The organism is Ruegeria sp. K5 (assembly GCF_056531805.1).
The window spans coordinates 92302-112713 of sequence record NZ_JBQFML010000004.1 but is presented as its reverse complement, the minus strand read 5'-3'; the positions used below and the strand labels follow the sequence as shown (position 1 = coordinate 112713).

The 20412-nt window shown below is 61.4% G+C and carries 18 protein-coding genes; 9 read left to right on the top strand and 9 right to left on the bottom strand.

Translation table 11 applies throughout. From position 1 onward, the window contains the following. Positions 1–107 precede the first annotated feature (107 nt). On the top strand, positions 108–875 hold the full coding sequence (gene truA, locus ACR0MO_RS13165) for a tRNA pseudouridine(38-40) synthase TruA (protein ID WP_480891672.1): 768 nt from the start codon (positions 108–110) through the stop codon (positions 873–875). Between the two features lies 1 nt (position 876). Here the strand turns inward: truA and ACR0MO_RS13160 are convergent, their stop codons facing one another. The 4 genes from ACR0MO_RS13160 to ACR0MO_RS13145 are packed head-to-tail and all read right to left on the bottom strand — an operon-like array spanning position 877 to position 4593. Then, complete coding sequence (locus tag ACR0MO_RS13160) at positions 877–1839, bottom strand: nickel/cobalt transporter (RefSeq protein WP_480891669.1); 963 nt, start codon at positions 1837–1839, stop codon at positions 877–879. After that, entirely contained in the window at positions 1824–2549 is a 726-nt protein-coding gene (locus ACR0MO_RS13155) for a DUF1007 family protein (RefSeq protein WP_480891666.1), read from the bottom strand. Before ACR0MO_RS13155 ends, ACR0MO_RS13160 begins: the two co-directional genes overlap by 16 nt. After that, positions 2546–3349 carry a thioesterase family protein gene (locus ACR0MO_RS13150; RefSeq protein WP_170623786.1) on the bottom strand — a complete coding sequence of 268 codons (804 nt, stop codon included), beginning with the start codon at positions 3347–3349 and terminating at the stop codon, positions 2546–2548. The genes ACR0MO_RS13155 and ACR0MO_RS13150 overlap by 4 nt, the downstream gene beginning before the upstream one ends. Before the next feature lie 8 nt (positions 3350–3357). Next, complete coding sequence (locus ACR0MO_RS13145; protein WP_170454357.1) at positions 3358–4593, bottom strand: acyl-CoA dehydrogenase family protein; 1236 nt, start codon at positions 4591–4593, stop codon at positions 3358–3360. Between the two features lie 127 nt (positions 4594–4720). Between ACR0MO_RS13145 and ACR0MO_RS13140 the strand changes: the two genes are divergently transcribed. Next, complete coding sequence (locus ACR0MO_RS13140; protein WP_480891663.1) at positions 4721–5656, top strand: 2-hydroxyacid dehydrogenase; 936 nt, start codon at positions 4721–4723, stop codon at positions 5654–5656. A 5-nt stretch (positions 5657–5661) separates the two neighbouring features. On the opposite strand, the gene ACR0MO_RS13135 is transcribed toward ACR0MO_RS13140, so the two are convergent. Next, complete coding sequence (locus tag ACR0MO_RS13135) at positions 5662–6018, bottom strand: hypothetical protein (protein ID WP_170520495.1); 357 nt, start codon at positions 6016–6018, stop codon at positions 5662–5664. Positions 6019–6196: 178 nt separating this feature from the next. Here ACR0MO_RS13135 and ACR0MO_RS13130 point away from each other — a divergent pair, with 178 nt between their 5' ends. The 3 genes from ACR0MO_RS13130 (at position 6197) to ACR0MO_RS13120 (ending at position 8493) form a co-directional block, all read left to right on the top strand. Continuing rightward, complete coding sequence (locus ACR0MO_RS13130; RefSeq protein WP_170632831.1) at positions 6197–7027, top strand: bifunctional allantoicase/(S)-ureidoglycine aminohydrolase; 831 nt, start codon at positions 6197–6199, stop codon at positions 7025–7027. 101 nt (positions 7028–7128) lie between these two features. Further along, on the top strand, positions 7129–7452 hold the full coding sequence (locus tag ACR0MO_RS13125) for a hypothetical protein (RefSeq protein WP_480626831.1): 324 nt from the start codon (positions 7129–7131) through the stop codon (positions 7450–7452). Positions 7453–7506: 54 nt separating this feature from the next. Next, a complete protein-coding gene (locus ACR0MO_RS13120) occupies positions 7507–8493 on the top strand; it encodes a type I glyceraldehyde-3-phosphate dehydrogenase (protein WP_480781454.1) in 987 nt (328 codons plus the stop codon). 101 nt (positions 8494–8594) lie between these two features. On the opposite strand, the gene ACR0MO_RS13115 is transcribed toward ACR0MO_RS13120, so the two are convergent. Both ACR0MO_RS13115 and puuE read right to left on the bottom strand, forming a co-directional pair. Next, positions 8595–9083, bottom strand: coding sequence for an ureidoglycolate lyase (locus ACR0MO_RS13115; protein WP_480891660.1), 489 nt, complete (start codon positions 9081–9083; stop codon positions 8595–8597). Continuing rightward, positions 9080–10498, bottom strand: a complete 1419-nt coding sequence (puuE, locus tag ACR0MO_RS13110) for an allantoinase PuuE (protein ID WP_480891657.1) — start codon at positions 10496–10498, stop codon at positions 9080–9082. The genes ACR0MO_RS13115 and puuE overlap by 4 nt, the downstream gene beginning before the upstream one ends. A 163-nt stretch (positions 10499–10661) precedes the next feature. On the opposite strand from puuE, the gene uraH reads away from it, so the two are divergent. Beyond that, positions 10662–11018, top strand: a complete 357-nt coding sequence (gene uraH / locus ACR0MO_RS13105) for a hydroxyisourate hydrolase (protein WP_480891654.1) — start codon at positions 10662–10664, stop codon at positions 11016–11018. 195 nt (positions 11019–11213) lie between these two features. Here uraH and ACR0MO_RS13100 read toward each other — a convergent pair whose 3' ends face one another. After that, entirely contained in the window at positions 11214–12137 is a 924-nt protein-coding gene (locus ACR0MO_RS13100; protein ID WP_480891652.1) for a LysR family transcriptional regulator, read from the bottom strand. Between the two features lie 96 nt (positions 12138–12233). Here ACR0MO_RS13100 and ACR0MO_RS13095 point away from each other — a divergent pair, with 96 nt between their 5' ends. The 3 genes from ACR0MO_RS13095 to ACR0MO_RS13085 all read left to right on the top strand — a co-directional run bounded on the left by ACR0MO_RS13095 (position 12234) and on the right by ACR0MO_RS13085 (position 19816). Further along, on the top strand, positions 12234–13457 hold the full coding sequence (locus ACR0MO_RS13095; protein WP_170623801.1) for a urate hydroxylase PuuD: 1224 nt from the start codon (positions 12234–12236) through the stop codon (positions 13455–13457). A 144-nt stretch (positions 13458–13601) separates the two neighbouring features. Continuing rightward, entirely contained in the window at positions 13602–15407 is a 1806-nt protein-coding gene (locus tag ACR0MO_RS13090) for an autotransporter assembly complex protein TamA (RefSeq protein ID WP_480891650.1), read from the top strand. Then, on the top strand, positions 15404–19816 hold the full coding sequence (locus ACR0MO_RS13085; protein ID WP_480891648.1) for a translocation/assembly module TamB domain-containing protein: 4413 nt from the start codon (positions 15404–15406) through the stop codon (positions 19814–19816). The genes ACR0MO_RS13090 and ACR0MO_RS13085 overlap by 4 nt, the downstream gene beginning before the upstream one ends. Here the strand turns inward: ACR0MO_RS13085 and ACR0MO_RS13080 are convergent. Next, positions 19813–20325 carry a thioesterase family protein gene (locus tag ACR0MO_RS13080; RefSeq protein ID WP_480891646.1) on the bottom strand — a complete coding sequence of 171 codons (513 nt, stop codon included), beginning with the start codon at positions 20323–20325 and terminating at the stop codon, positions 19813–19815. The genes ACR0MO_RS13085 and ACR0MO_RS13080 overlap by 4 nt on opposite strands. Positions 20326–20412: the final 87 nt, after the last annotated feature.

Sequence of the window (20412 nt, the reverse complement as noted above, 5' to 3'; positions counted from 1 at the left end):
ACTGTCGCCCCGCAATTATCGTTTTGCCCAAGATAGGTAGCCGCCTTCGGACATGCCAGTGCTTTCGCCCCCTTGCCCGTTTGCGCGCCGCGCGTTACCAGCGGCGCATGCCCAGATATGCGTTGAAAGTTGAATACCAAGGGGAGCCGTTTGCCGGGTGGCAGCGGCAAAAGGACTTGCCGTCGGTGCAAGGTGCCATCGAACGCGCCTTGTCCCGTATTCAACCGGGCGATCACACCATCGCCGCCGCCGGGCGTACCGATGCGGGTGTGCATGCGCTGGGGCAAGTGGCCCATTGCGATCTGGTCAAGGACTGGGACCCGTTCCGCCTGTCCGAGGCGCTGAACTATCACCTCAAGCCGCAACCGGTGGCCATTGTGCAGGCCGCGCAGGTCGCGGACGACTGGCATGCGCGGTTCACGGCGGTCGAGCGCCAGTACCTGTTCCGCATCCTGATGCGACGTGCGCCTGCGGCCCATGACAAGGGGCAGGTCTGGCGCGTCAACCATCAACTGGATGTCGATGCCATGCAGAAGGGCGCCGACATGCTGATCGGGCGGCATGACTTTACCACGTTCCGCTCGTCGATCTGTCAGGCGGCCAGCCCGGTCAAAACTCTGGATGAGTTGCGGGTCGAGCGGGTTCAGGGCTTTTCCGGCCCCGAGGTTCATTTCCACGTCCGCGCCCGGTCCTTCCTGCACAATCAGGTGCGCAGTTTCGTCGGCACGCTGGAACGCGTTGGCGCGGGCTCGTGGTCACCCGAGGACGTGCGCGACGCGTTGCAGGCCACGGACCGCGCGGCCTGTGGGCCGGTATGCCCGCCGCAAGGGCTGTATCTGGCGCGGGTCGGCTACCCCGAGCCGGTCTTCGACTGACCTAGATCGCGCGCAACAGCAGACCACCCGCTATTACCGCGATCACCAACCCCGCCACCAATTCGATGGTCGGGGCCAGAACGGAGGCAAACCGGGTGGCCGAGGCCGAAGCAAGCAGCCCGCCGCGCAGCCCAAATGACGTCCAGCCGACCAAGGTGGTAACCAGTGCCGTGCCCAGCGCCATCGAGAAGGCTCCGGCGATGCCGACCATTGCGATACCCATCTGCCAGGTCAAAATCAGAACGAACAGCGCGCCGGTACAGGGGCGCGCGGCTATGCCTGCGATCAGGATGATCGCCTCGCGCAGGCTGCCGACATTGGCGACTTCTTCCGCGCTGAGGCCGTGGCGGTGGCCGCAATCCGAACAGACCTCGCCCTCGTGGTGATGATGGTGGTGGTGATCGTGATCGTGGTGGTGGTGATGGTCATGGTCGTGATCATGGGCATGGGAAGGCTTGGCGTCGTTACGGGACCGCCTGACAAAGCTACGTACACCTCGGAAAACCAGCCACAGGCCAATCGCTGCAATCGCCGCGTAGCTGATGGGGGCCATCACCCGCTCGGTCGTGCCTACCAAGGTCTCGCGCGACAGCTGAAAAACCAGCACTCCGGCATAGACCAGAACAACCGCCGTCACCGCCTGCCCAAGGCTGGACAGCACACTGATCGCGGACAAGCGCCAGAACGCGACGCGGCGGCCCAGACCGTACCCTCCGATCAGGACCTTGCCGTGACCGGGACCGATCGCGTGAAAGAACCCGTAGGCGAAACAAACGGTCAGCAGCGTTGCCACGGCTTGCGGCTGCTCGGCCCGCGCTGCCCGCAAGGCCCGTGCGATCTGGTTCTGAAACTCGCGCTGCTCACCCGCGGCCCAGGCGGCGAGGCTGTCAAAGCCACCGCTTCCCCAGAACCAGGCCAACAGGCCAAAGGCGATGGCAACCGGAACGATCAGGTATTTGGACATGACACGAGGATCTCAGTCGCGAAGTTCTCGCCCACCAGAGGGATGTCGTTTTCCTCCAGATCGTAATCCGCATCCAATGTCAGCAGAAACGCCCGCATCTGCGCCAACTGACCATCGATATCGGGATCGACACGCTCGATAAAACATGTGGACGGGCCGGACACGATCACGGGCCGGTTGACTTCGTATGCGGTATAATAGGTCTCATCAAACGGTTTGGCCGACAGGGCGTCGGCAGGTACGGCGCCGCCTTCGACTTGACGCAGATGCGTGGTCACGACGCGCCCATTCTCGGCCGTCGCGTGGGGTTCCAGCGGACCGGACAGTTTGACCGGCGCACCACCCGCAGTCACCACCAGATCGCCGTTGTAGCCTTCGATCCATTGCGCGTCGAACCCGGTCAGGAATGCCTCTTCGCTTTCTGTCAGAACGCCATCTGCGTCCTGATCCAGCTTCAAATCCTCCAGAACCAGCAGCGAGTAGAATTCGTCATACGCCCAGGTCACGCGCACATGGGTCAGGTTGCCTGCTTCGTCCACGATGAACTCCAGCCCGGTGTCAATGAAGACATGCGGGTGGGCCAGCGCGGGGATCGGCAGGCAGCAAGTCAGAATGGGTATCAGCCAACGCATGCCGGCAAGATAGGGCGGCAACACCGCAGCGGCAATGCGTTTCCCGGCTTCACCGCAGAAACCGGCCGAGCGCATCATGTGGGTGGGAACAGAACCAACGTTTGCAGCGCTGTCCCCACTGGCCCTTCGGCATCATACAGAACCGATTGCGACATGCCGACGCCCGAAGGTTGCCAGTGCGAGATCGAGTCGGCTGCCAACCATTCCGAGACAGGCTCGCGATGGATGTTCACCGTCAGATCGGTGTTCATGAACCCCATTTCCGCCGTTGGCGCATTCCACGAGATACCGTTGCCGCAATCGGCCAGCGGGCAAAGCGACTGGATCGGCGATTGCACCTCACCCTCCAACAGGTTCGGCGTGCGCATCCAGATGGCTTTCGGCCCGGCCCCCTGTTTGCCCCCTGCCGGGTATCTGATGTCGCTGTAATGGGCAAATCCCGGAAGGTCGTGGCGCAGTTCACCGATCGGGAAAGGCCCATCAACCGCATCTTCGAACCGCAGCTGAGTGACGTGGACATTGGGCACTGTGCCCAGATCACGACGCGCCAGATGCATGGTTGTCGCCGTAGCGCACAGGGTGTCGTCCAGATCGTGCACCGTCACCCGCGTGGTGGCTAGCGTTTTGGTGTGCCGTGTAGTCTCTGCCGCCACCCGCAAGCCCGACAGGGGCAGAGGGCGCAGCAGATCAACCGTCAGACGGGTCAGCATCTTCTCGGGCCCAACCTCGGTTTCAGCAGCGCGCACGATCAGGCCGCTGACGGGCCCCGCGTGACAATGATCGGCTGACCAGGGGCCGCGCGCCGGGTCGTTGCCGACAAAAGCCCCATCTTCTCGCTGATGAAAATAGGCGAGATTGTCGAATTCGTACCTGGTCATGCGGTGCGTCAGACCTTTTCCTGCGTGTGTTTCTTCAATTCGGCCCGCGCGACCTGACGGCGGTGAACCGCGTCTGGTCCGTCGGCCAGTCGCAGGGTTCGCACATGAGTCCAGGCGGTGGCCAGTGGTGTGTCCTGACTGACCCCTTGCCCGCCGAACATCTGCACCGCCTCGTCGATCACCTTCAGCGCGACCCGAGGCGCAACCACCTTGATCTGGCTGATCCACGGGGCCGCGGCCCGCGCATCGCCCTGATCCATGTACCACGCCGCTTTCAGACACAGCAGGCGGGCCATCTCGATCTCCATCCGGCATTCGGCGATGATGTCGTAATTGGCACCCAGCTGCGCCAGCTTCTTGCCGAACGCCTCACGCTGCATGGAACGCTTGCACATCTGCTCCAGTGCGCTTTCCGCCTGACCGATTGCGCGCATGCAATGGTGAATGCGCCCCGGCCCCAAGCGGCCCTGCGCAATCTCGAACCCGCGGCCTTCGCCCAAGAGGATATTCTCTGCGGGCACGCGCACGTCGGTAAACCGAATATGCATATGGCCGTGCGGCGCGTCGTCGTGGCCGTAGACCTGCATGGGTCGCAGAACCTCGATCCCGGGCGTATCGGCGGGCACCACGATCATCGACTGGCGCTTGTGCTTGGGCTGATCCTCGCCGCCGGTTTTGACCATCACGATATAGACCTTGCAGCGCGGATCGCCCGCGCCGGATGACCACCATTTCTCACCATTCAGGACATAGTCATCGCCGTCCCGCACGCAGGACATCGACACATTGGTCGCATCGGATGAAGCCACATCCGGTTCGGTCATCAGATAGGCCGAGCGGATCTGGCCGTCGAGCAGTGGCTTCAACCACTGTTGTTTCATCGCCTCGGTGCCGTAACGCTCGAACACTTCCATATTGCCGGTGTCGGGGGCGGAACAGTTGAACACCTCGGCCCCAAGGGGGGTCTTGCCCATCTCTTCGGCGAAATAAGCATATTCAACCGTGGTCAGCCCGAACCCTTTGTCGCTGTCGGTCAGCCAGAAATTCCACAGACCGGCGGCCTTGGCTTTGGCTTTCAGCCCCTCAAGGATTTCGGCCTGGCGTTCGGTATATTGCCAGCGGTCGTCCTTGTTGATCTCGGCCTGGTATTCTTCTTCCAGCGGCATGATCTCATCCCGGACCATGTCGGCGACACGTTGCAAAAGGGCGCGGTTTTCCTCGCGCAAACCAAATGACATATTCATGAAATTCCCTCCTGCCGGGTGAAATCCGGGCTGTACCTTTCGGACCGAGGATGGCTTAACTGTTGCGACTCTGTCCAGTTGCGTGACGGAACGTCACCACGTTCAATTTCAAGGGAAGGAACCGCCCATGGCGCTGTTGATAGACACCGGCCTGACCAACTGGATCAGCGATGCGGACATCGCCAATGACATCCGGTCCGCGATCCCCGGTGCCGATATTCGCACGCCGGACGCAATCGGCAACGCCGATGAGATCACGATGGTTGCGGTCGTGGGCCTGAAAGACGACCACCTGCACCAGCTGCCGAACCTGAAACTGGTGCAAAAGCTTGGGGCGGGCGTAGAAACGATTGTCGGCAATCCCAACCTGCCGGATCACATGCGGGTTGCGCGCCTGAAACCGGATGCACCGGCACAAGGCATTGCCGAATGGTTCGTCGCCTACATTCTGCGCGCCCAGCGTCACATGGCATTTCACGAAGCCGCGCAGGCCCGTGCTGAATGGCTGCCCAAGGAACCAACCTTCACGCCCCATACAACCGTCGGCGTTCTGGGTCTGGGTCATATCGGGGACCGCACGGCGCGAATGCTGCGCGCTGTCGGGTTTCAGGTTCTGGGCTGGAGCCGGTCGCCTAAGCAGATCGAGGGCGTCACCTGCGTGCACGGCGACGATGCCTTGCCCGGTCTGCTGGGGCAGTGCGATCATGTCTGCGCCATCCTGCCCTCGACCCCGCAAACGGTGGGTCTGTTTGACGCACAAATGCTGGCAGCAATGAAACCCGGTAGCCAGCTATTGAACGCCGGTCGCGGCGATCTGATTGACGAAGGTGCGCTGATTGCTGCGCTGGATCAGGGCACGCCCGGCCATGCGGTTCTGGATGTGACGTGTCAGGAACCTCTGCCAGCCGACAACCCGCTTTGGCAGCACCCAAGCGTGACGATCACGCCCCATGTGTCCGGTTGGCATCTGGGCGATGCGTTGTCGGATGTGGCAGAAAACTTCCAGCGGCTGACAACCGGCGCGTCACTGCTTAATGAGGTCGACCGGGCGCGCGGTTACTAGCGGGATCAGGGCGCCATCACCCAGTTGCCGCCCGCATCCTTGCATTGACGGGTTCTGACCCCGCGCGATGCCTCTTTGCCTTCGGGCTGAATGTCGTGTTGCAGCCGGACGCAATTGCCCTCGACCGCATCAATCCGGATTGTCCCCTTTGATCCGGTTTCGCCATTGCTCCACCCGATCTCCTTGCCGACGCTGGGCGTGCCGTCGGTCAGCAAGCTGCGTGACGCTTTGTTTGCCACTTCGAAATCCGCAGGCGAAAGCCCCATTTCGGCGATGATTCGGGACAATGGTTTGGCCGAGGCGGTTGTCGTAACGCCTGCCATGCTAAGTAGTGCCAATGCGAAAAAGACCCGGGCTTTCATTTCTGCCTCGCTGAACTGAAATCAATTTTGCCTTCAAGGATATACCTGCGCGGGGGCGCGGCCAACCCCTATGGCGGCGACCTTCAAATTATCCCGAACAAACCTATCGCAAGCCCAGCGCTAGAGGCCACACCCGGTTTGGTCGCATAGTGCAACGCAAACGAACCCGAGGCATATGATGACACACCCAACCTATTTTTCGCCCCTCGGCGGGCACCCCGGCCAGGACCAGCTTTTGACCGACCGGGCGGTGTTCACAGATGCATATGCCGTCATTCCCAAGGGCACGATGCGCGACATCGTGACCAGCTACCTGCCGTTTTGGGAGGGCACGCGCCTGTGGGTCCTGTCCCGTCCGCTCAGCGGCTTTGCCGAGACGTTTTCGCAATACATTATGGAGGTTCAGCCCGGCGGCGGCAGCGATCAGCCTGAAACAGACCCGCGCGCTCAGGCCGTTCTGTTTGTGGTTGAGGGGGCCGTGCATCTGACGTTGAACGGAACGGAATATAATTTGGATACAGGGGGGTACGCCTATATCCCACCCGGCGCGGACTGGACGTTGCACAACCGATCCGACGCCGTGGCGCGGTTTCACTGGGTTCGCAAGGCCTATGAGGCCGTGAACGGGCTGCCCGTCCCCGACCCGATCATCACCAATGAACGAGACGTGACGCCGATCGAGATGCCCGGAACCGAAGGGCGCTGGTCCACAACGCGCTTTGCCGACCCGCAGGACTTGCGTCACGACATGCATGTCAACATCGTCAATTTCGAACCCGGCGGCGTGATCCCCTTTGCTGAAACCCATGTGATGGAACACGGGCTTTACGTGCTGGAAGGCAAGGCCGTCTACCGGCTCAATCAGGATTGGGTTGAGGTTGAGGCAGGCGATTACATGTGGCTACGCGCCTTTTGCCCGCAGGCCTGTTACGCGGGTGGACCGGGGCGTTTCCGGTATCTTCTGTACAAAGATGTGAACCGGCATATGCCGTTATCCTTGCCCCGCTAAACCCGGTTTCATCGCCTTTTACCCCTGCAGGGGTTCACAGCGGCCCCGGAATTTGCTGAAATCCCAGCAAATTCCATTGTTTGAGTATTGGAGACTGGCTGATGAAACTGCGTACCCCCCTGATGGCTCTGGCCGCATGCGCCATGGTGGCCGCAACCTTGTCCACGCCGGTCGCTGCCAAGGATGAGACCAAATCGGTCTTTGTCATGAGCCGCACATGGGCCGTGACCAAAGTCTCGGACGAGCCGGTCATCTACCGTGCCACCCGCGACAACAACAACCTCAACCCGTTCGGCCCGCCCCCGCGCCTGCGCACCCTGCAGGCCATCGCGGCGATCCAGCAGGCAACCGGATGCAAACCGATCGTGGCCAGCATGTATCAGAACATCTCGGGGCAGTTCTTCTCGCAGGTCAGTTGCGGTTGAAATTGGTACAATACTTTCGTTGAGATCGCCTGATCTGCCTGCCATAGCTTGCGCATGAAACTCGCGATCAACGGATTCGGCCGCATTGGCCGCACGATCCTGCGGCAGGTTCTGGCCCAGCCGCAAGGATCAGATATCGAGCTGGTGCTGATCAACGATATCGCACCGCTGGACACCTGTGCCTATCTGTTCAAATACGACAGCACCTTTGGCCCCTATGCCGGGGACGTGTCTGCCGGTGACGAAGCCCTGATCATAGACGGGCGCACGGTGCCGATGACGCACAGTTCCGATCTGGCGAATATCGATCTGTCAGGCGTTGACGTCCTGCTGGATTGCACCGGCATTGCACGCTCATCCGATGTCGCCCGCCGGGGTCTGGCGGCTGGCGCACGCAAGGTGCTGATCTCGGGGCCCTCGCCCGCCGCTGAACTGACGGTGGTTTTGGGTGCCAATGAGGATCAGCTGGGCGATGCCAGCATCGTCTCGAACGCATCCTGCACCACCAATGGCCTCGCGCCGCTGGTTCGGGCACTGGATCAGATCGGCGGCATCGTCTCGGGCCATATGACCACTATCCACTGTTACACCAACAGCCAGCCGATGGTCGACGCGCCGCGCGGCGATCTTGCGCGTTCGCGCGCAGGGGCGCTGTCGATGGTGCCGACCACGTCCAGCGCGACCCACCTGATCGACGTTGTTCTCCCGCATCTGGCCGGACGGATTTCGGGCGCAGCGGTGCGGGTTCCAACCGCCAGCGTTTCGGCGGTGGACCTTGTGGCAACGCTCGGGCGCGGCATGAGCGAACAGGCTTTCGACACCGCGTTTCGCGAAGCGGTCGAGGCTTCGGCGGTTCTTGGCTGGACCGATCTGCCTTTGGTCTCGTCCGATCTGCGTTCCCGCCCCGAATCGCTGGTTATCGCAGGCCCCGAGACCCGAGTGGTCGGCAACAATCAGGTCCGTGTCTTCGGCTGGTATGACAATGAATGGGGCTTTTCCGCCCGCATGCTGGACGTGGCCCGTTTGATGGCGACGGGTTGATCCAGACCAACCGCAGCGGGCGGGCCTGCCCGCGCGCTGCCGGGCCCAACGGGTCAGCGCGCATCTTCGATGCGTTCTGACCGGGCGGGAGCCTTCCGGGGTTAGCCCGCGATCACCTCATAGGGGGTGTCGAACCAGAATTCCTCTAGATTTGCACCGCCACCGATGCGATCCACCACGGCAAACAGGCCCGGGCCGTGCAAAGGCGTCAGCACCCCATGCCACGTACCGCGATGATAGTTCACGGCCTGCCCGGCTCGTGTCATGAACGCCCTGGGCCGCCCAGGCTGCCCTCCTTCATCGGGTGCTACGACGACCAGAAACGGCTGATGGGTCATCGGGATAAACGCCTGACTGCCCTCCGGGTGCCGCTCGACCATATCCAGCGCATATGGCAGCGCGCGCGGGTTGGCGTTGAACAGGCTGATCCCGGCGCGCCCGTCGGTGAAATCCAGCAGCGCCCGATCATGATACCGGCCACACTGCCCCTGGTTGATGATCTTGTCGGCATCGCCAGACACTTCGATCACATCACCAAAAGGCGCAAATAGCTTGGCAGTCAGCGGCTCGGCAACGATCTGGCGGCTCATGAGGGCAACACGTCCCGCAGCCGGAATTCGGCGATGCGTTCAACCTGACGGCAGGCCTCGGCAAACTCGGTATCGCGATCCTGTTCAATCCGCCGCTGAAAGGCCGCAAGGATCGAGGCCTTGTCATGATCCCGCACCGCAATGATGAACGGAAATCCGAACGTTTCAGTGTACCGCGTATTCAATTCGGTGAAGGTCGCGCGCTCCTCATCCGTCAGCGCGTCCAACCCGGCCGAGGCCTGCTCGGACGTGCTTTCCTGCGTCAACCGCTTGGCCTGCGCCAGCTTGCCCGCCAGATCAGGATGCGCTGTCAGAACCCCCAACCGCTCGGCCTCAGAGGCCGACCGGAAGATCCGCGCCAAAGCGTTGTGCAACCCGCCTGCGGTGTCATGAGCAGGCCCAAGTTCCAGATCATAGGCCCGCTCGGCAATCCAGGCCGAGTGTTCGAAAATGCCCCCATAGGCTTCGACAAACGCGTCCCGTCCCATCTGCGACGGCTTCGGATGGGATTGCGGCGGGTGGGTCTGTGCCCAGTGTTCAGCAATCTGCAACCGGGTGGCAAACCACACATCCGAGAAGCTGCGCGCGTATTCCAGAAAACGTTTCAACGCCATGACGCGGCCCGGTCGCCCAATCAAACGACAATGCAACCCGATGGATAGCATCTTGGGCGCCCCCGCCTGCCCTTCCTCATACAATGCGTCGAAACTGTCCTTGAGATAGGAAAAGAACTGATCGCCCGCATTGAACCCTTGCGGCGTGGCAAAGCGCATATCGTTGCAATCCAGCGTGTAGGGCACGATTAGCTGATCCCGACCGTCGATCTGTGCCCAATAGGGCAGATCGTCGTCATAGGTGTCGGCGACATAATCGAACCCGCCCTCTTCGGACACCAGACGCACCGTGTTCTCGGAACAGCGCCCGGTGTACCAGCCGCGCGGGCGCTCACCGACGACCTCGGTGTGAAGCCGGATCGCCTCGGCAATTTCGGCGCGCTCCTGCGTCTCGGGCATGTCTTTGTGTTCCACCCATTTCAGCCCATGGCTGGCAATCTCCCAACCGGCGTCTTTCATCGCGGCCACCTGATCCGGCGACCGCGCCAAAGCCGATGCCACGCCGTAAACCGTGATCGGCAGGTCCTGCATCAAGCGATGCAGCCGCCAGAACCCGGCCCGCGCGCCGTATTCATAGATCGATTCCATGTTCCAATGACGCTGCCCCGGCCATTGCGCCGCGCCGACGATCTCGGACAGAAACGCCTCGGATGCGGCATCACCGTGCAGAACGCAGTTCTCGCCACCCTCTTCGTAATTCAGTACGATCTGGACGGCCAGCTTGGCCCCGCCCGGCCATTGCGCCGCTGGCGGGTTGGCACCGTATCCAATCATGTCGCGGGGGTATCGAGGCGGTTGCATGGCGTCTTCCGGTTTTGGATGTTTCGACAGGCTTATCCTAGAAATTCGCCAATGATTATCAAATCAATCCGAACGCTGTTTCCGGTTCTTTCGGCATTTCCCCTGTTTTGATCTTTGCGCCACACTGTGTCACAGCAAAGTGACGTATCTGAGGGAGGCTTTCGTGGCAGGCTATCTGACAACACATGTTCTGGACACCGCCCGGGGCTGCCCCGCCGCCGGGTTGAAAATCGCGTTGTACAGCGTGTCCGGCAATTCCCATCGCAAGCTGGTCGAGATGGAAACCAATGCCGACGGTCGTACCGACAGCCCGATCCTGCCGCAGGAGACGTTCAAGACCGGCACATATGAACTGATCTTCTTCGCCGGCGATTACCTGCGCGCGACAGGACAAGACGGGGATGACCCTTTGTTTCTAGATCAGGTGCCGATCCGGTTTGGTATGTCCGACCCCGAGGCACATTACCACGTGCCCCTGCTGCTTTCCCCTTACGGCTACTCGACCTATCGCGGCAGCTAACCCTCCCGCCGGTCAGAGACCCTTTCAGGGTCCCTTCCCGTTGAGCCCAGCGCCGCGCCCAGCGGGCCCGGCGCGGTTGCGCTTTTATCAATGGCAGCGCCACACCCGATCCCGCCGCACCCGCGCCGCAGCACAGCTGCGGCGCCCGGCCCAACGCTGTGCGGTGCCGGAACGGCACAAACAGGGGCGGGAGCGCTACCCGGCTGGCAATTCCGAGTTTCGGACGACTTTTCCGACCCGCTCGATCATGAAATCCATGAACAGGCGCGCCTTGGGGTCCTGATGGCGGCGGTGTGTATAAAGGCACGCCATCTGCACCGGCACGGGCGGCGTATCCTGCGCGACGGCCACCAGACGGCCCGCGCTTAGGTGATCGGCCACTTCAAACACCGGCTTCATGGCAATGCCCTGCCCGAACAGCGCCCAATCTGTCAGGACGTCTCCGTCATCACATTCGAACCGGCCTGACACCGCATAGCGTTTCGGGCCGTCCGGGGTCTCCAGCATCCACTGAAACTCGGTCGCGCCGGGAAAGCGCAGGTTTAGGCATTCGTGTTTGTCCTTCACCAGATCAGCCCCAGTCTCAGGCATCCCCCGCCGCTTCACATAATCAGGGGCAGCACACAGCACGCGCTGGCAATCGGCGATTTTGCGGATGCGCAAGGTGCTGTCCTCGGGCTGACCGATGAAAAAGGCCAGATCCAACCCCTCGGTCGTCAGATCAACGGACCGGTCCGTCAGGCGCAAACGCACATCGATCTCGGGGTATTCCGCCAGAAAATCAGGCACATGCGGGGCAAGTAACCGCCGCCCCACCCCCAGCGGAGCCGCCACGAACAGAGACCCGCGCGGGGCTTCGGTCAGGTGCGTCACCTGCGCTTCGGCCTCATCCACCGCATCCAGCACCGCCACCGCGCCGGGATAAAACGCTTTGCCCTGCTCGGTCGGTGACAGGTTCCGCGTCGTGCGTTGAAACAGACGCACGCCCAGATGATCCTCAAGCTGAGAAATCCGCGCCGAGGTCACAGCCGGTGAAATCCGCAAATCGCGCCCGGCGGCGGACATGCTGCCCAGATCATAAACCCTGACGAAGGTGCGGATATTGTCGAGATAGGACATCTTATCGTTTTTTTTGATACAGTTTGACAATATACGGGAATACCGAAGAAAAGCCCGTTTGCCTAGTGTGGCGGCAACCAATCGGAGACCTCATTCATGTACGACTTTGCCGTGTTCTGGGACTGGATGGCATTTGCCGTGCGCTGGCTGCATGTGATCACGGCCATGGCGTGGATCGGATCGTCCTTCTACTTCATCGCGCTGGATCTGGGCCTGAACCGCAATATCCCCGGCCCTGCGGATGGCGAGGAATGGCAGGTGCATGGCGGCGGCTTCTACCACATTCAGAAATATCTGGTCGCGCCCGAGCGGATGCCCGACCATCTGACCTGGTTCAAATGGGAGAGCTATTCAACCTGGCTCAGCGGTGCGGCGCTGTTGATGATCGTCTACTGGGTCGGCGGAGAACTATACCTGATCGACGCCGAAAAGGCCGATCTGGCACTGTGGCAAGGCATTCTGATCTCGGCAGCGTCCCTGACTATCGGATGGCTGGTCTATGACTTTCTGTGCAAATCCGGTCTGGGCGAGCGTCCAACCCTGTTGATGGTACTGCTGTTCGTCCTGCTGGTGGCTATGGGCTGGGGATACAACCAGATTTTCACCGGGCGCGCGATGATGCTGCATCTGGGGGCCTTTACCGCCACGATCATGACGGCCAACGTGTTCTTCATCATCATGCCGAACCAGCGCATCGTTGTGGATGACCTGAAGAACGGGCGCACACCCGACCCGAAATACGGCAAGATCGCCAAGCTGCGTTCGACCCACAACAACTATCTGACCCTGCCGGTTCTGTTCCTGATGCTGTCCAACCACTACCCGCTGGCCTTTGCGACCCAATACAACTGGATCATCGCCGCGCTGGTGTTCCTGATGGGCGTCACCATCCGGCACTATTTCAACACCCGCCACGCGCGTGCAGGCAACCCCACCTGGACCTGGCTGGCAACCGCCATGCTGTTCATCGCCATCATGTGGCTGTCGACCGCACCGATGTATGAACCGGTTGAAGAGGCCGAGGCGCAGCCGTTGACGCCCTATGAACAGAAATTCGCAGCAGCCGAAGGGTTTGAGCAGGCACACGACATCGTTCTGGGGCGCTGTTCCATGTGCCATGCACGTGAGCCGGTTTGGGAGGGCATCCTTTGGGCCCCCAAAGGCGTTTTGCTGGAAACCGAGGCGGATATTGCCCGCAACGCGCAGCAGATTTACCTGCAGGCCGGTGTGACCCATGCGATGCCGCCGGCCAATGTGACCTTTATGGAACCAGAAGATCGCGATGCCATCATCCGATGGGTCCGCAACGCCGGGCTGTAACGCGGTCACGGATCACGGCAATTCGGCGCATCGCGCGATTAACCCCTTCCCCCAAACGGTTTCAGATGCTCTAACTTGAATTCAAAGAGCCGTGCAGAAACACGGCACAAGAGATTTCGACTCGGGGGCAGTTGGAGCCAACTGATGCAGGGAAGCAAGCCGCGACGCGGTCTGAGATGCTGGCTATTGGGCGCTGTCGCCGCCCTTGCGCCAACAACGCTGGTTGCGTTGGAAACCACACTGACCGCCCCCGGAGCCCCCAAGGAAGTTGTCGAGCGCCTGAAAGAAACCTCTTCCGTCGCCACCGCCGAAGATCGCGGGCTGGACACGCCGCTGGAAATTCTGTCTGCCGCCCTGTCGGATTACCGGACGCTGGTACAGATCCTGTATGACGAGGGGTATTTCAGCCCGGTCGTTAGTATCAAACTGGACGGGCAGGAAGCGGCCGAGATGAGCTCGCTCACCGTTCCCAATCAGATCAACCGCGCGGTTATCACAGTGGAAACCGGCCCGACCTTCAAATTCGGCACGGCAGTTGTGCAACCTCTGGCCCCTGACACGGTGCTGCCCGAGGAGTTTGCAACCGGCAAGCTGGCCACCACGGGCGCGATCCAACAGGCGGCCTCGGCCGGTGTTCAGGCGTGGCGCGATGCGGGCCACGCCAAGGCAAGTGTGGCCGGGCAACGGGTGATCGCGCGCCATGCCCAGGCGCGGCTGGACGCCGAGATTGATCTGGACCCGGACAGGCGACTGACTTTTGGCCAGATGTTCATCAAGGGCGACACCGACGTTCGTCACCGGTCGATTGAAAAGATCGCAGGCTTTCCCAGCGGCGAGGTCTATTCGCCCGCCAAAATCCAGAAAGTCGGCACCCGCTTGCGCCGCACCGGAACCTTCAACGTGGTGTCCCTGCTAGAGCGTGAGACGCCAAACCCCGATGGTACGCTGGATTTCGACGCGACCTTCGAAGACCTGCCCAAACGCCGTCTGACCTTTGGTGTCGAGCTTGCATCCCGCGATGGTGTCGACGTCACCGCCACCTGGACCCACCGCAATGTCTTTCGCCGGGCCGAGCGTCTGCGGTTCGAGGCCGCCCTGCGCAATATCGGCGGGGCCGAGGATCTGGATGGACGCATTGGCCTGCGACTGGATCAACCCGACCGGCTGGGCCCCGACGACAACACCTTCTGGAGCGCGCTGCTGGAACGTCGAAACACCGACAATTACAACGTGACCGTCGCCTCGCTGGCCTATGGTGCGCGGCGCACCTTCTCGGATCAGCTATACGCCGAAGCGTCGGCGGGCTTTCAGTGGTCAAACGCAGACGATGCCTATGGTGACGGGCGCAAGTTCCGGTATTTTATCCTGCCATTCCGATCCGAATGGGATCAGCGCGACAGCAAAGTCAGCGCGACAAACGGGTTCTATCTGGATTCGCAGGTCATGCCGTTTGTTGGGCTTTCGGGTACGGATACCGGCATCCGGCTGTTCTTTGACGGTCGCGCCTATACCAGCCTTGGAACCGGTGGCAGGCTGGTTCTGGCGGGGCGGGTCCAGCTGGGCTCGGTCATCGGGCCACCACCGGATGGGGTGACGCCGGATTTTCTGTTCTTCTCAGGCGGGGCCGGGACGGTGCGCGGGCAACCGTTTGAAAGCCTTGGCATTCCGGTCGGCACCGGCGTTGCGGGCGGCAAATCGTTCCTGGGCTTTTCGGGCGAGGTGCGCGGCAAGATCACCGACACCCTGTCGCTGGTCGGGTTTTATGACTACGGTATCGTAGACACGTCCTCATTCGTCGGCACCGGGGCCGAGGATCATGCCGGGGCTGGGCTTGGGGTCAGATATGATCTGGGCGGTTTTGGTCCGCTGCGCTTTGACCTCGCAGTGCCTGTTCAGGGCGACACGGGCGATGGGTTGCAATTCTATATCGGGATCGGACAGGCCTTTTGATACAGCGTCTTTCATACCCCGTTCTGGTCGTCACACTGACCTGCGCGCCGGTTGCGGCATACGCACAGGACGAAGGCGGCAGCATGATCGAGCGGTTCCTGCAGGACACGCTGTCGGGAGACGATCAGAACGTCACTGTAAAAGGCTTGGAAGGCGCGCTGAGTTCACGCGCAACGATAGAAGAGATCACGGTGGCCGATGACGAAGGCGTCTGGCTGACGATCAAAGGGGCGGAACTGGACTGGAACCGTCTTGCCCTGATCCGGGGCCGGTTTTCAGTCAACGCCCTGACCGCGCAAGAGATCGACGTGGCCCGCGCTCCGGGCACTACAACGACCGAGGCCCCACCCCCGTCAGCAGAAACCCAGCCGTTTCAATTGCCGGAACTGCCGGTCTCAATCGAAATCGGCGAGATCCGGATCGATGAATTGGCCTTGGGTGAGCCCTTGATCGGCGTGGCCGCAGAACTGACCGTCACCGGCGACCTTTCATTGGCGGACGGTACACTGGACACAAATCTGGACATTACAAGGCTGGACCGTGCAGGGGATGAGATCACGCTGGCGGCAGGGTTCCAGAACTCGAACAGTCAGATCGATCTGGATCTGAACGTGACCGAAGCCTCGGGCGGGTTGATCTCGACGGCGTTGAAAATCCCCGATAGCCCGCCCATTGGACTGACCGCCAAGGGATCAGGGCCGCTGACCGATTTCACCGCCGATATCGGACTGAGCAGCGACAACCAGCAACGGGTGGCCGGTCAGGTCAGGTTGCGTTCGGCAGCGACCGAGGATGAAACGGCCGAAGACGGGATTGCCTTCACTGCAGACCTAAGCGGTGATCTGACCCCCTTTGTCGCCGACGACATGGACGTATTCTTTGGTCAGGACACGCGCCTGTTTGTCGACGGCAAAACACAGCCCGAAGGCGCGTTGCAGATCAGTGATCTGGATTTCACGTCCCAAGCCCTGAATCTGGAAGGCGAATTGCAATTGGCGGCGGGTGGGACCTTGCAACTGGCCGCATTGCAGGGGCGCATATCACCGCCCAATGGGGAAACTGTTGTCTTGCCAGCCTCGGGCGGCGAAACTTCGATTGAAGCCGCTCAAATCTCGGCCCTGTTCGATCAGGCGAATGGCAATCTGTGGGACCTGAGTCTGACGGCCAACGCATTCAAATCGCCTCAGATCAGTCTGGACCGGGCGCAGATCACCGCGCAGGGCACGCTGGAACAGGGCGCCATCGTCAATGTCGATGGCGACGTGCAGGCGGCGCTGGACGGGCTGGATCTGGCAGACCCTGCGCTGAACACGGCGCTGGGGGATCGGATCACGCTGGACGGAGTGTTCGACTATGGCAGCGATCAGTCGCTTGACCTGTCGGGGTTCGAGCTGGTGGGCTCGGACTATACGCTGGGCGTCGATGCGCTGATCAGCGGTTTGACCAGCGGGCTGGCCGTGGATGGCTCGGCCACGCTGGACGCAACCGATCTGTCCCGGTTCTCTGATCTCGCGCAGTTGCAGTTGGGCGGGCAGGCCTCAGCCCGGCTGGTGGGCAAAGGCTCACCGCTTGAGGGCAGCTTTGATGGCAAGCTAGAGGTCAAGGGCAGCGATCTGTCCACCGGGCGCGACGACATCGATCCGGTGATCCGGGGCGAGACGACAATCACAGTCGATGCCAAGCGCGGAGCCGATGGAATCACCCTGCGCGACTTCACCTTGATTGCGGATGCGGCACGGGCGCAGGCAAGCGGGACGGTCACAACCCCTGATGGCAACCTGTCAATCGACGGTCAGGCCAAACTGTCCGCGCGCGATCTGTCAGTTTTTTCCGGTCTGGCGAAACGCGAACTTGGCGGCTCGGTTCAGGCCAGCCTGCAAGGGGCCGGAACGGTTCAGACCCTTGAATTCGACGGCACAGCCAGTGTTACGGCACGCGACATCAAAACCGGGATGACCGAGATTGACCCCCTTCTGAAAGGCGAAACCATTGTCGAATTCGAAGGGGCGTTGTCGCAAGATCAGATCACGATCCGCGAGGCAACGATCAATGGGAATGCCGTGACGGCCCAAATCGCGGCGACGATTGACGATCCAACCGGCGACATTGCTTTCGATGGCGCAACCAGTGCGTCTATTCCCGACCTGTCGCTGTTCTCGGGAATTGCGGGCCGCGATCTGGCGGGGTCGGTCAACGCCAGTGTCCAAGGGAGCGGGGCCGTTAAAACGCCTCGGTTTGATGGCAAGGCCAGCATGACAAGCCGGGACATCAAAACCGGGATGGCGGATATCGATCCGCTTCTGACAGGGCAAACTTCGGTCGAGTTTGACGGGGCCGTGTCTAAGGATCAGATCACGATCCGCGAGGCCAAGGTCAACGGAAACGCCGTGACAGCCCAGATCGCGGCTACGATTGATGATCCCACCGGAGATATTGCGGTTGATGGTACGGCCAGTTTGGATGTTCCCAACCTGTCCTTGTTCTCGGGCCTTGCAAACCGCGATCTGGCGGGATCGGTCGAGGCGCAGCTTCAAGGCAAGGGCGCAGTGGGCAGCAAAGCCTTCGATGTGAACGGCAGCGTCAAGGCAGATGACATCCGCGCGGGGATCGAGCAGGTGGATGCGCTGCTACAGGGGCGCACGACCCTGACCGTGGATGCCCTGAACGATGAGAACGGGTTGAACATCCGCACCTTCCGCCTGAAAGGAACAGCCCTTTCCGCCAATGCTTCGGGTCAGTTGAGCCGCGAGACCGGGGGGCTGAACTTTACCGCCGCCCTCGACGACTTGGGGCGGTTGTCGGAAACACTCACCGGACCCCTGAAACTGGACGGCAATGTTGCGCCAACCGGATCGGGGCTGGAAGGCACGGCCAATCTGCAGGGCCCCGACAGCTCTTACGCCAGCCTTGTCGGAACGGTCGATACCGATGGCTCAGCCGATCTGGACTTTGACGCCAAGCTCAACCGGATCGAGCGGTTTGTGCCGGATTTCCCCGGCACCGTCGCGGCAACCGGTAATGCAAAGCGGTCAGACGGGGTCTGGACCATTGATGCCAAGGCTGAAGGACCTGCCGGGATCAACAGCACCGTGGCGGGGACGTTCGACGAAACCGCCGGCACGGCTGACCTGAGGGCACAGGGCGGCGTAAACCTTGGCATCGCCAATATCTTCATCACACCGAACAAGATCGAAGGTGCGGCCCGGTTCGATCTGGCGCTGAAGGGCGCACCGGCGCTTGAGTCCCTAAGCGGGTCTATCACCACATCCGGAACGTCCTTTGCGATTCCAACTGCGGGACAGACGGTGACCGGGATCAGCGGGTCGGTTGATCTGGCGCAAAGCCGCGCCACCATCTCAATGAATGGCGGCATGCGCGCCGGTGGCGGGTTTACCGTGTCTGGCCCGGTCGATCTGACGCCGCCGTTCAACGCCCAGATCACCACCGCATTGAACAGCCTCGTGCTGACCGATCAACTGCTGTATGAGACAACGCTCAACGGTCAGATCGTCATGGCGGGGGCTTTGGCCGGAAACAGTTCCCTGTCCGGTCAGATCACGTTTGAGGAAACCAATATCAACCTCGCCGCCGCCTCGGGTGCCGTGGGCGCGGCACCGATCCCCGAGATTACGCATATCGGCGAAAGCCGCGCGCAATATGTCACCCGCGAACGGGCGCAATTGGTGGTGAAAGAGGAAGCCGCCCAAAGCGACTCGCGCATTGCGCTGGATATCAGTCTGCTGGCCCCCAAAGCCGTCTTTGTGCGCGGGCGCGGCGTGAACGCGGAACTGGGTGGGCGGATTTTCATCGGAGGCACGACACGATCCGTTGTCCCCTCGGGCCAGATTGAATTGATCCGGGGTAATTTCGATATTCTGGGCCGCAGGCTGGCCCTGACCAAGGGGATCGTGACACTGCAAGGCGATCTGACCCCGTATATCGAGTTCGAATCGTCTGCCAGCACCTCGGATGGAACCGCCACGATTGAAATCGCCGGACCGCTGGATTCCCCGGAAGTCGATGTATTCTCGGACCCCGAACGCCCCGCCGAAGAAGCGCTGGCCATGTTGTTGTTCGGCAACCGGTTCTCGGAACTCTCGCCGTTTATCATCGCGCAAATGGCCGCGTCGCTGGCACAGCTCAGCGGTGCGGGCGGCGACGCCACCAAAGGGCTGCGCGACTCTACCGGCGTCGACACCATCGATATCGGCGCGACCGAGGGCGGCGCAGGTCGTCTGGGCGCGGGCGCGTATCTCAGCGACAACCTCTACACGGACTTCACCGTCAACACCGAGGGCGATACCGAGGTGAACCTGAACCTGGACGTGAATGATAACTTTACGGTCCGGGGCACGGTCGATGGCCGCGGCGAAACCGGCATAGGCCTGTTCTTCGAACGCGATTACTAACGGCGAATACCGATTGAGCGACCGATCTGAGGGGCGCTCTCCAAGGTTTTGTGATCCTCAACCATCCGCGCCAGGCGCGCAATGGCCCAGTCCGGATAAGCAACCGACCGCCCGGTCTGATGGCTGACATTCATGAACAGCGCCTCTTGCGTCGCGCAGACGGCGTTGTCTTCCTCTGAGATCATCTGAGCGAAATAGTGGCCGCGCTTGTGATCGACGTCCAGCAATCGGAACCGAAAGTAGAACGGCGCGCCAGCGATCACCTCACGCAAAAAATGCAGATGGGCCTGCAGAATGTACGGCCCCTGCCCGTAGGCCTGTACCTGAGGTTCACCAAGCCCCAGATGCTCGACCAGCAGAACCTCGAAGGCATTATCGAAGGCGACGCCGTAATAGCCCACATTCATATGGCCGTTATAGTCGATCCATTCCGGTTTCAAGTCAAAGCCCCGGATTTCCACAGGGGCCGGGTAAGGTCCGTCATATCCGGACAGGGGGCTATTGGTCATCTGAAGTCGTCTCCGCTGGGTCAGAATATGTGGCCGACAAACGTCCCGTCTGTCCAGTATGGAAGTGCGTGACCGCAACGCTGCGCT

What these genes read in the sequence shown, in the direction of transcription:
- ACR0MO_RS13130 (WP_170632831.1), top strand. Translation starts at nt 6,197, where the DNA reads ATGACACACCCAACCTATTTTTCGCCCCTCGGCGGGCACCCCGGCCAG.
- ACR0MO_RS13155 (WP_480891666.1), bottom strand. Translation starts at nt 2,549, where the DNA reads ATGATGCGCTCGGCCGGTTTCTGCGGTGAAGCCGGGAAACGCATTGCC.
- ACR0MO_RS13160 (WP_480891669.1), bottom strand. Translation starts at nt 1,839, where the DNA reads ATGTCCAAATACCTGATCGTTCCGGTTGCCATCGCCTTTGGCCTGTTG.
- ACR0MO_RS13150 (WP_170623786.1), bottom strand. Translation starts at nt 3,349, where the DNA reads ATGACCAGGTACGAATTCGACAATCTCGCCTATTTTCATCAGCGAGAA.
- ACR0MO_RS13125 (WP_480626831.1), top strand. Translation starts at nt 7,129, where the DNA reads ATGAAACTGCGTACCCCCCTGATGGCTCTGGCCGCATGCGCCATGGTG.
- ACR0MO_RS13095 (WP_170623801.1), top strand. Translation starts at nt 12,234, where the DNA reads ATGTACGACTTTGCCGTGTTCTGGGACTGGATGGCATTTGCCGTGCGC.
- ACR0MO_RS13135 (WP_170520495.1), bottom strand. Translation starts at nt 6,018, where the DNA reads ATGAAAGCCCGGGTCTTTTTCGCATTGGCACTACTTAGCATGGCAGGC.
- truA (WP_480891672.1), top strand. Translation starts at nt 108, where the DNA reads ATGCCCAGATATGCGTTGAAAGTTGAATACCAAGGGGAGCCGTTTGCC.
- ACR0MO_RS13080 (WP_480891646.1), bottom strand. Translation starts at nt 20,325, where the DNA reads ATGACCAATAGCCCCCTGTCCGGATATGACGGACCTTACCCGGCCCCT.
- ACR0MO_RS13115 (WP_480891660.1), bottom strand. Translation starts at nt 9,083, where the DNA reads ATGAGCCGCCAGATCGTTGCCGAGCCGCTGACTGCCAAGCTATTTGCG.
- ACR0MO_RS13120 (WP_480781454.1), top strand. Translation starts at nt 7,507, where the DNA reads ATGAAACTCGCGATCAACGGATTCGGCCGCATTGGCCGCACGATCCTG.
- ACR0MO_RS13090 (WP_480891650.1), top strand. Translation starts at nt 13,602, where the DNA reads ATGCAGGGAAGCAAGCCGCGACGCGGTCTGAGATGCTGGCTATTGGGC.
- ACR0MO_RS13100 (WP_480891652.1), bottom strand. Translation starts at nt 12,137, where the DNA reads ATGTCCTATCTCGACAATATCCGCACCTTCGTCAGGGTTTATGATCTG.
- ACR0MO_RS13145 (WP_170454357.1), bottom strand. Translation starts at nt 4,593, where the DNA reads ATGAATATGTCATTTGGTTTGCGCGAGGAAAACCGCGCCCTTTTGCAA.
- ACR0MO_RS13140 (WP_480891663.1), top strand. Translation starts at nt 4,721, where the DNA reads ATGGCGCTGTTGATAGACACCGGCCTGACCAACTGGATCAGCGATGCG.
- puuE (WP_480891657.1), bottom strand. Translation starts at nt 10,498, where the DNA reads ATGCAACCGCCTCGATACCCCCGCGACATGATTGGATACGGTGCCAAC.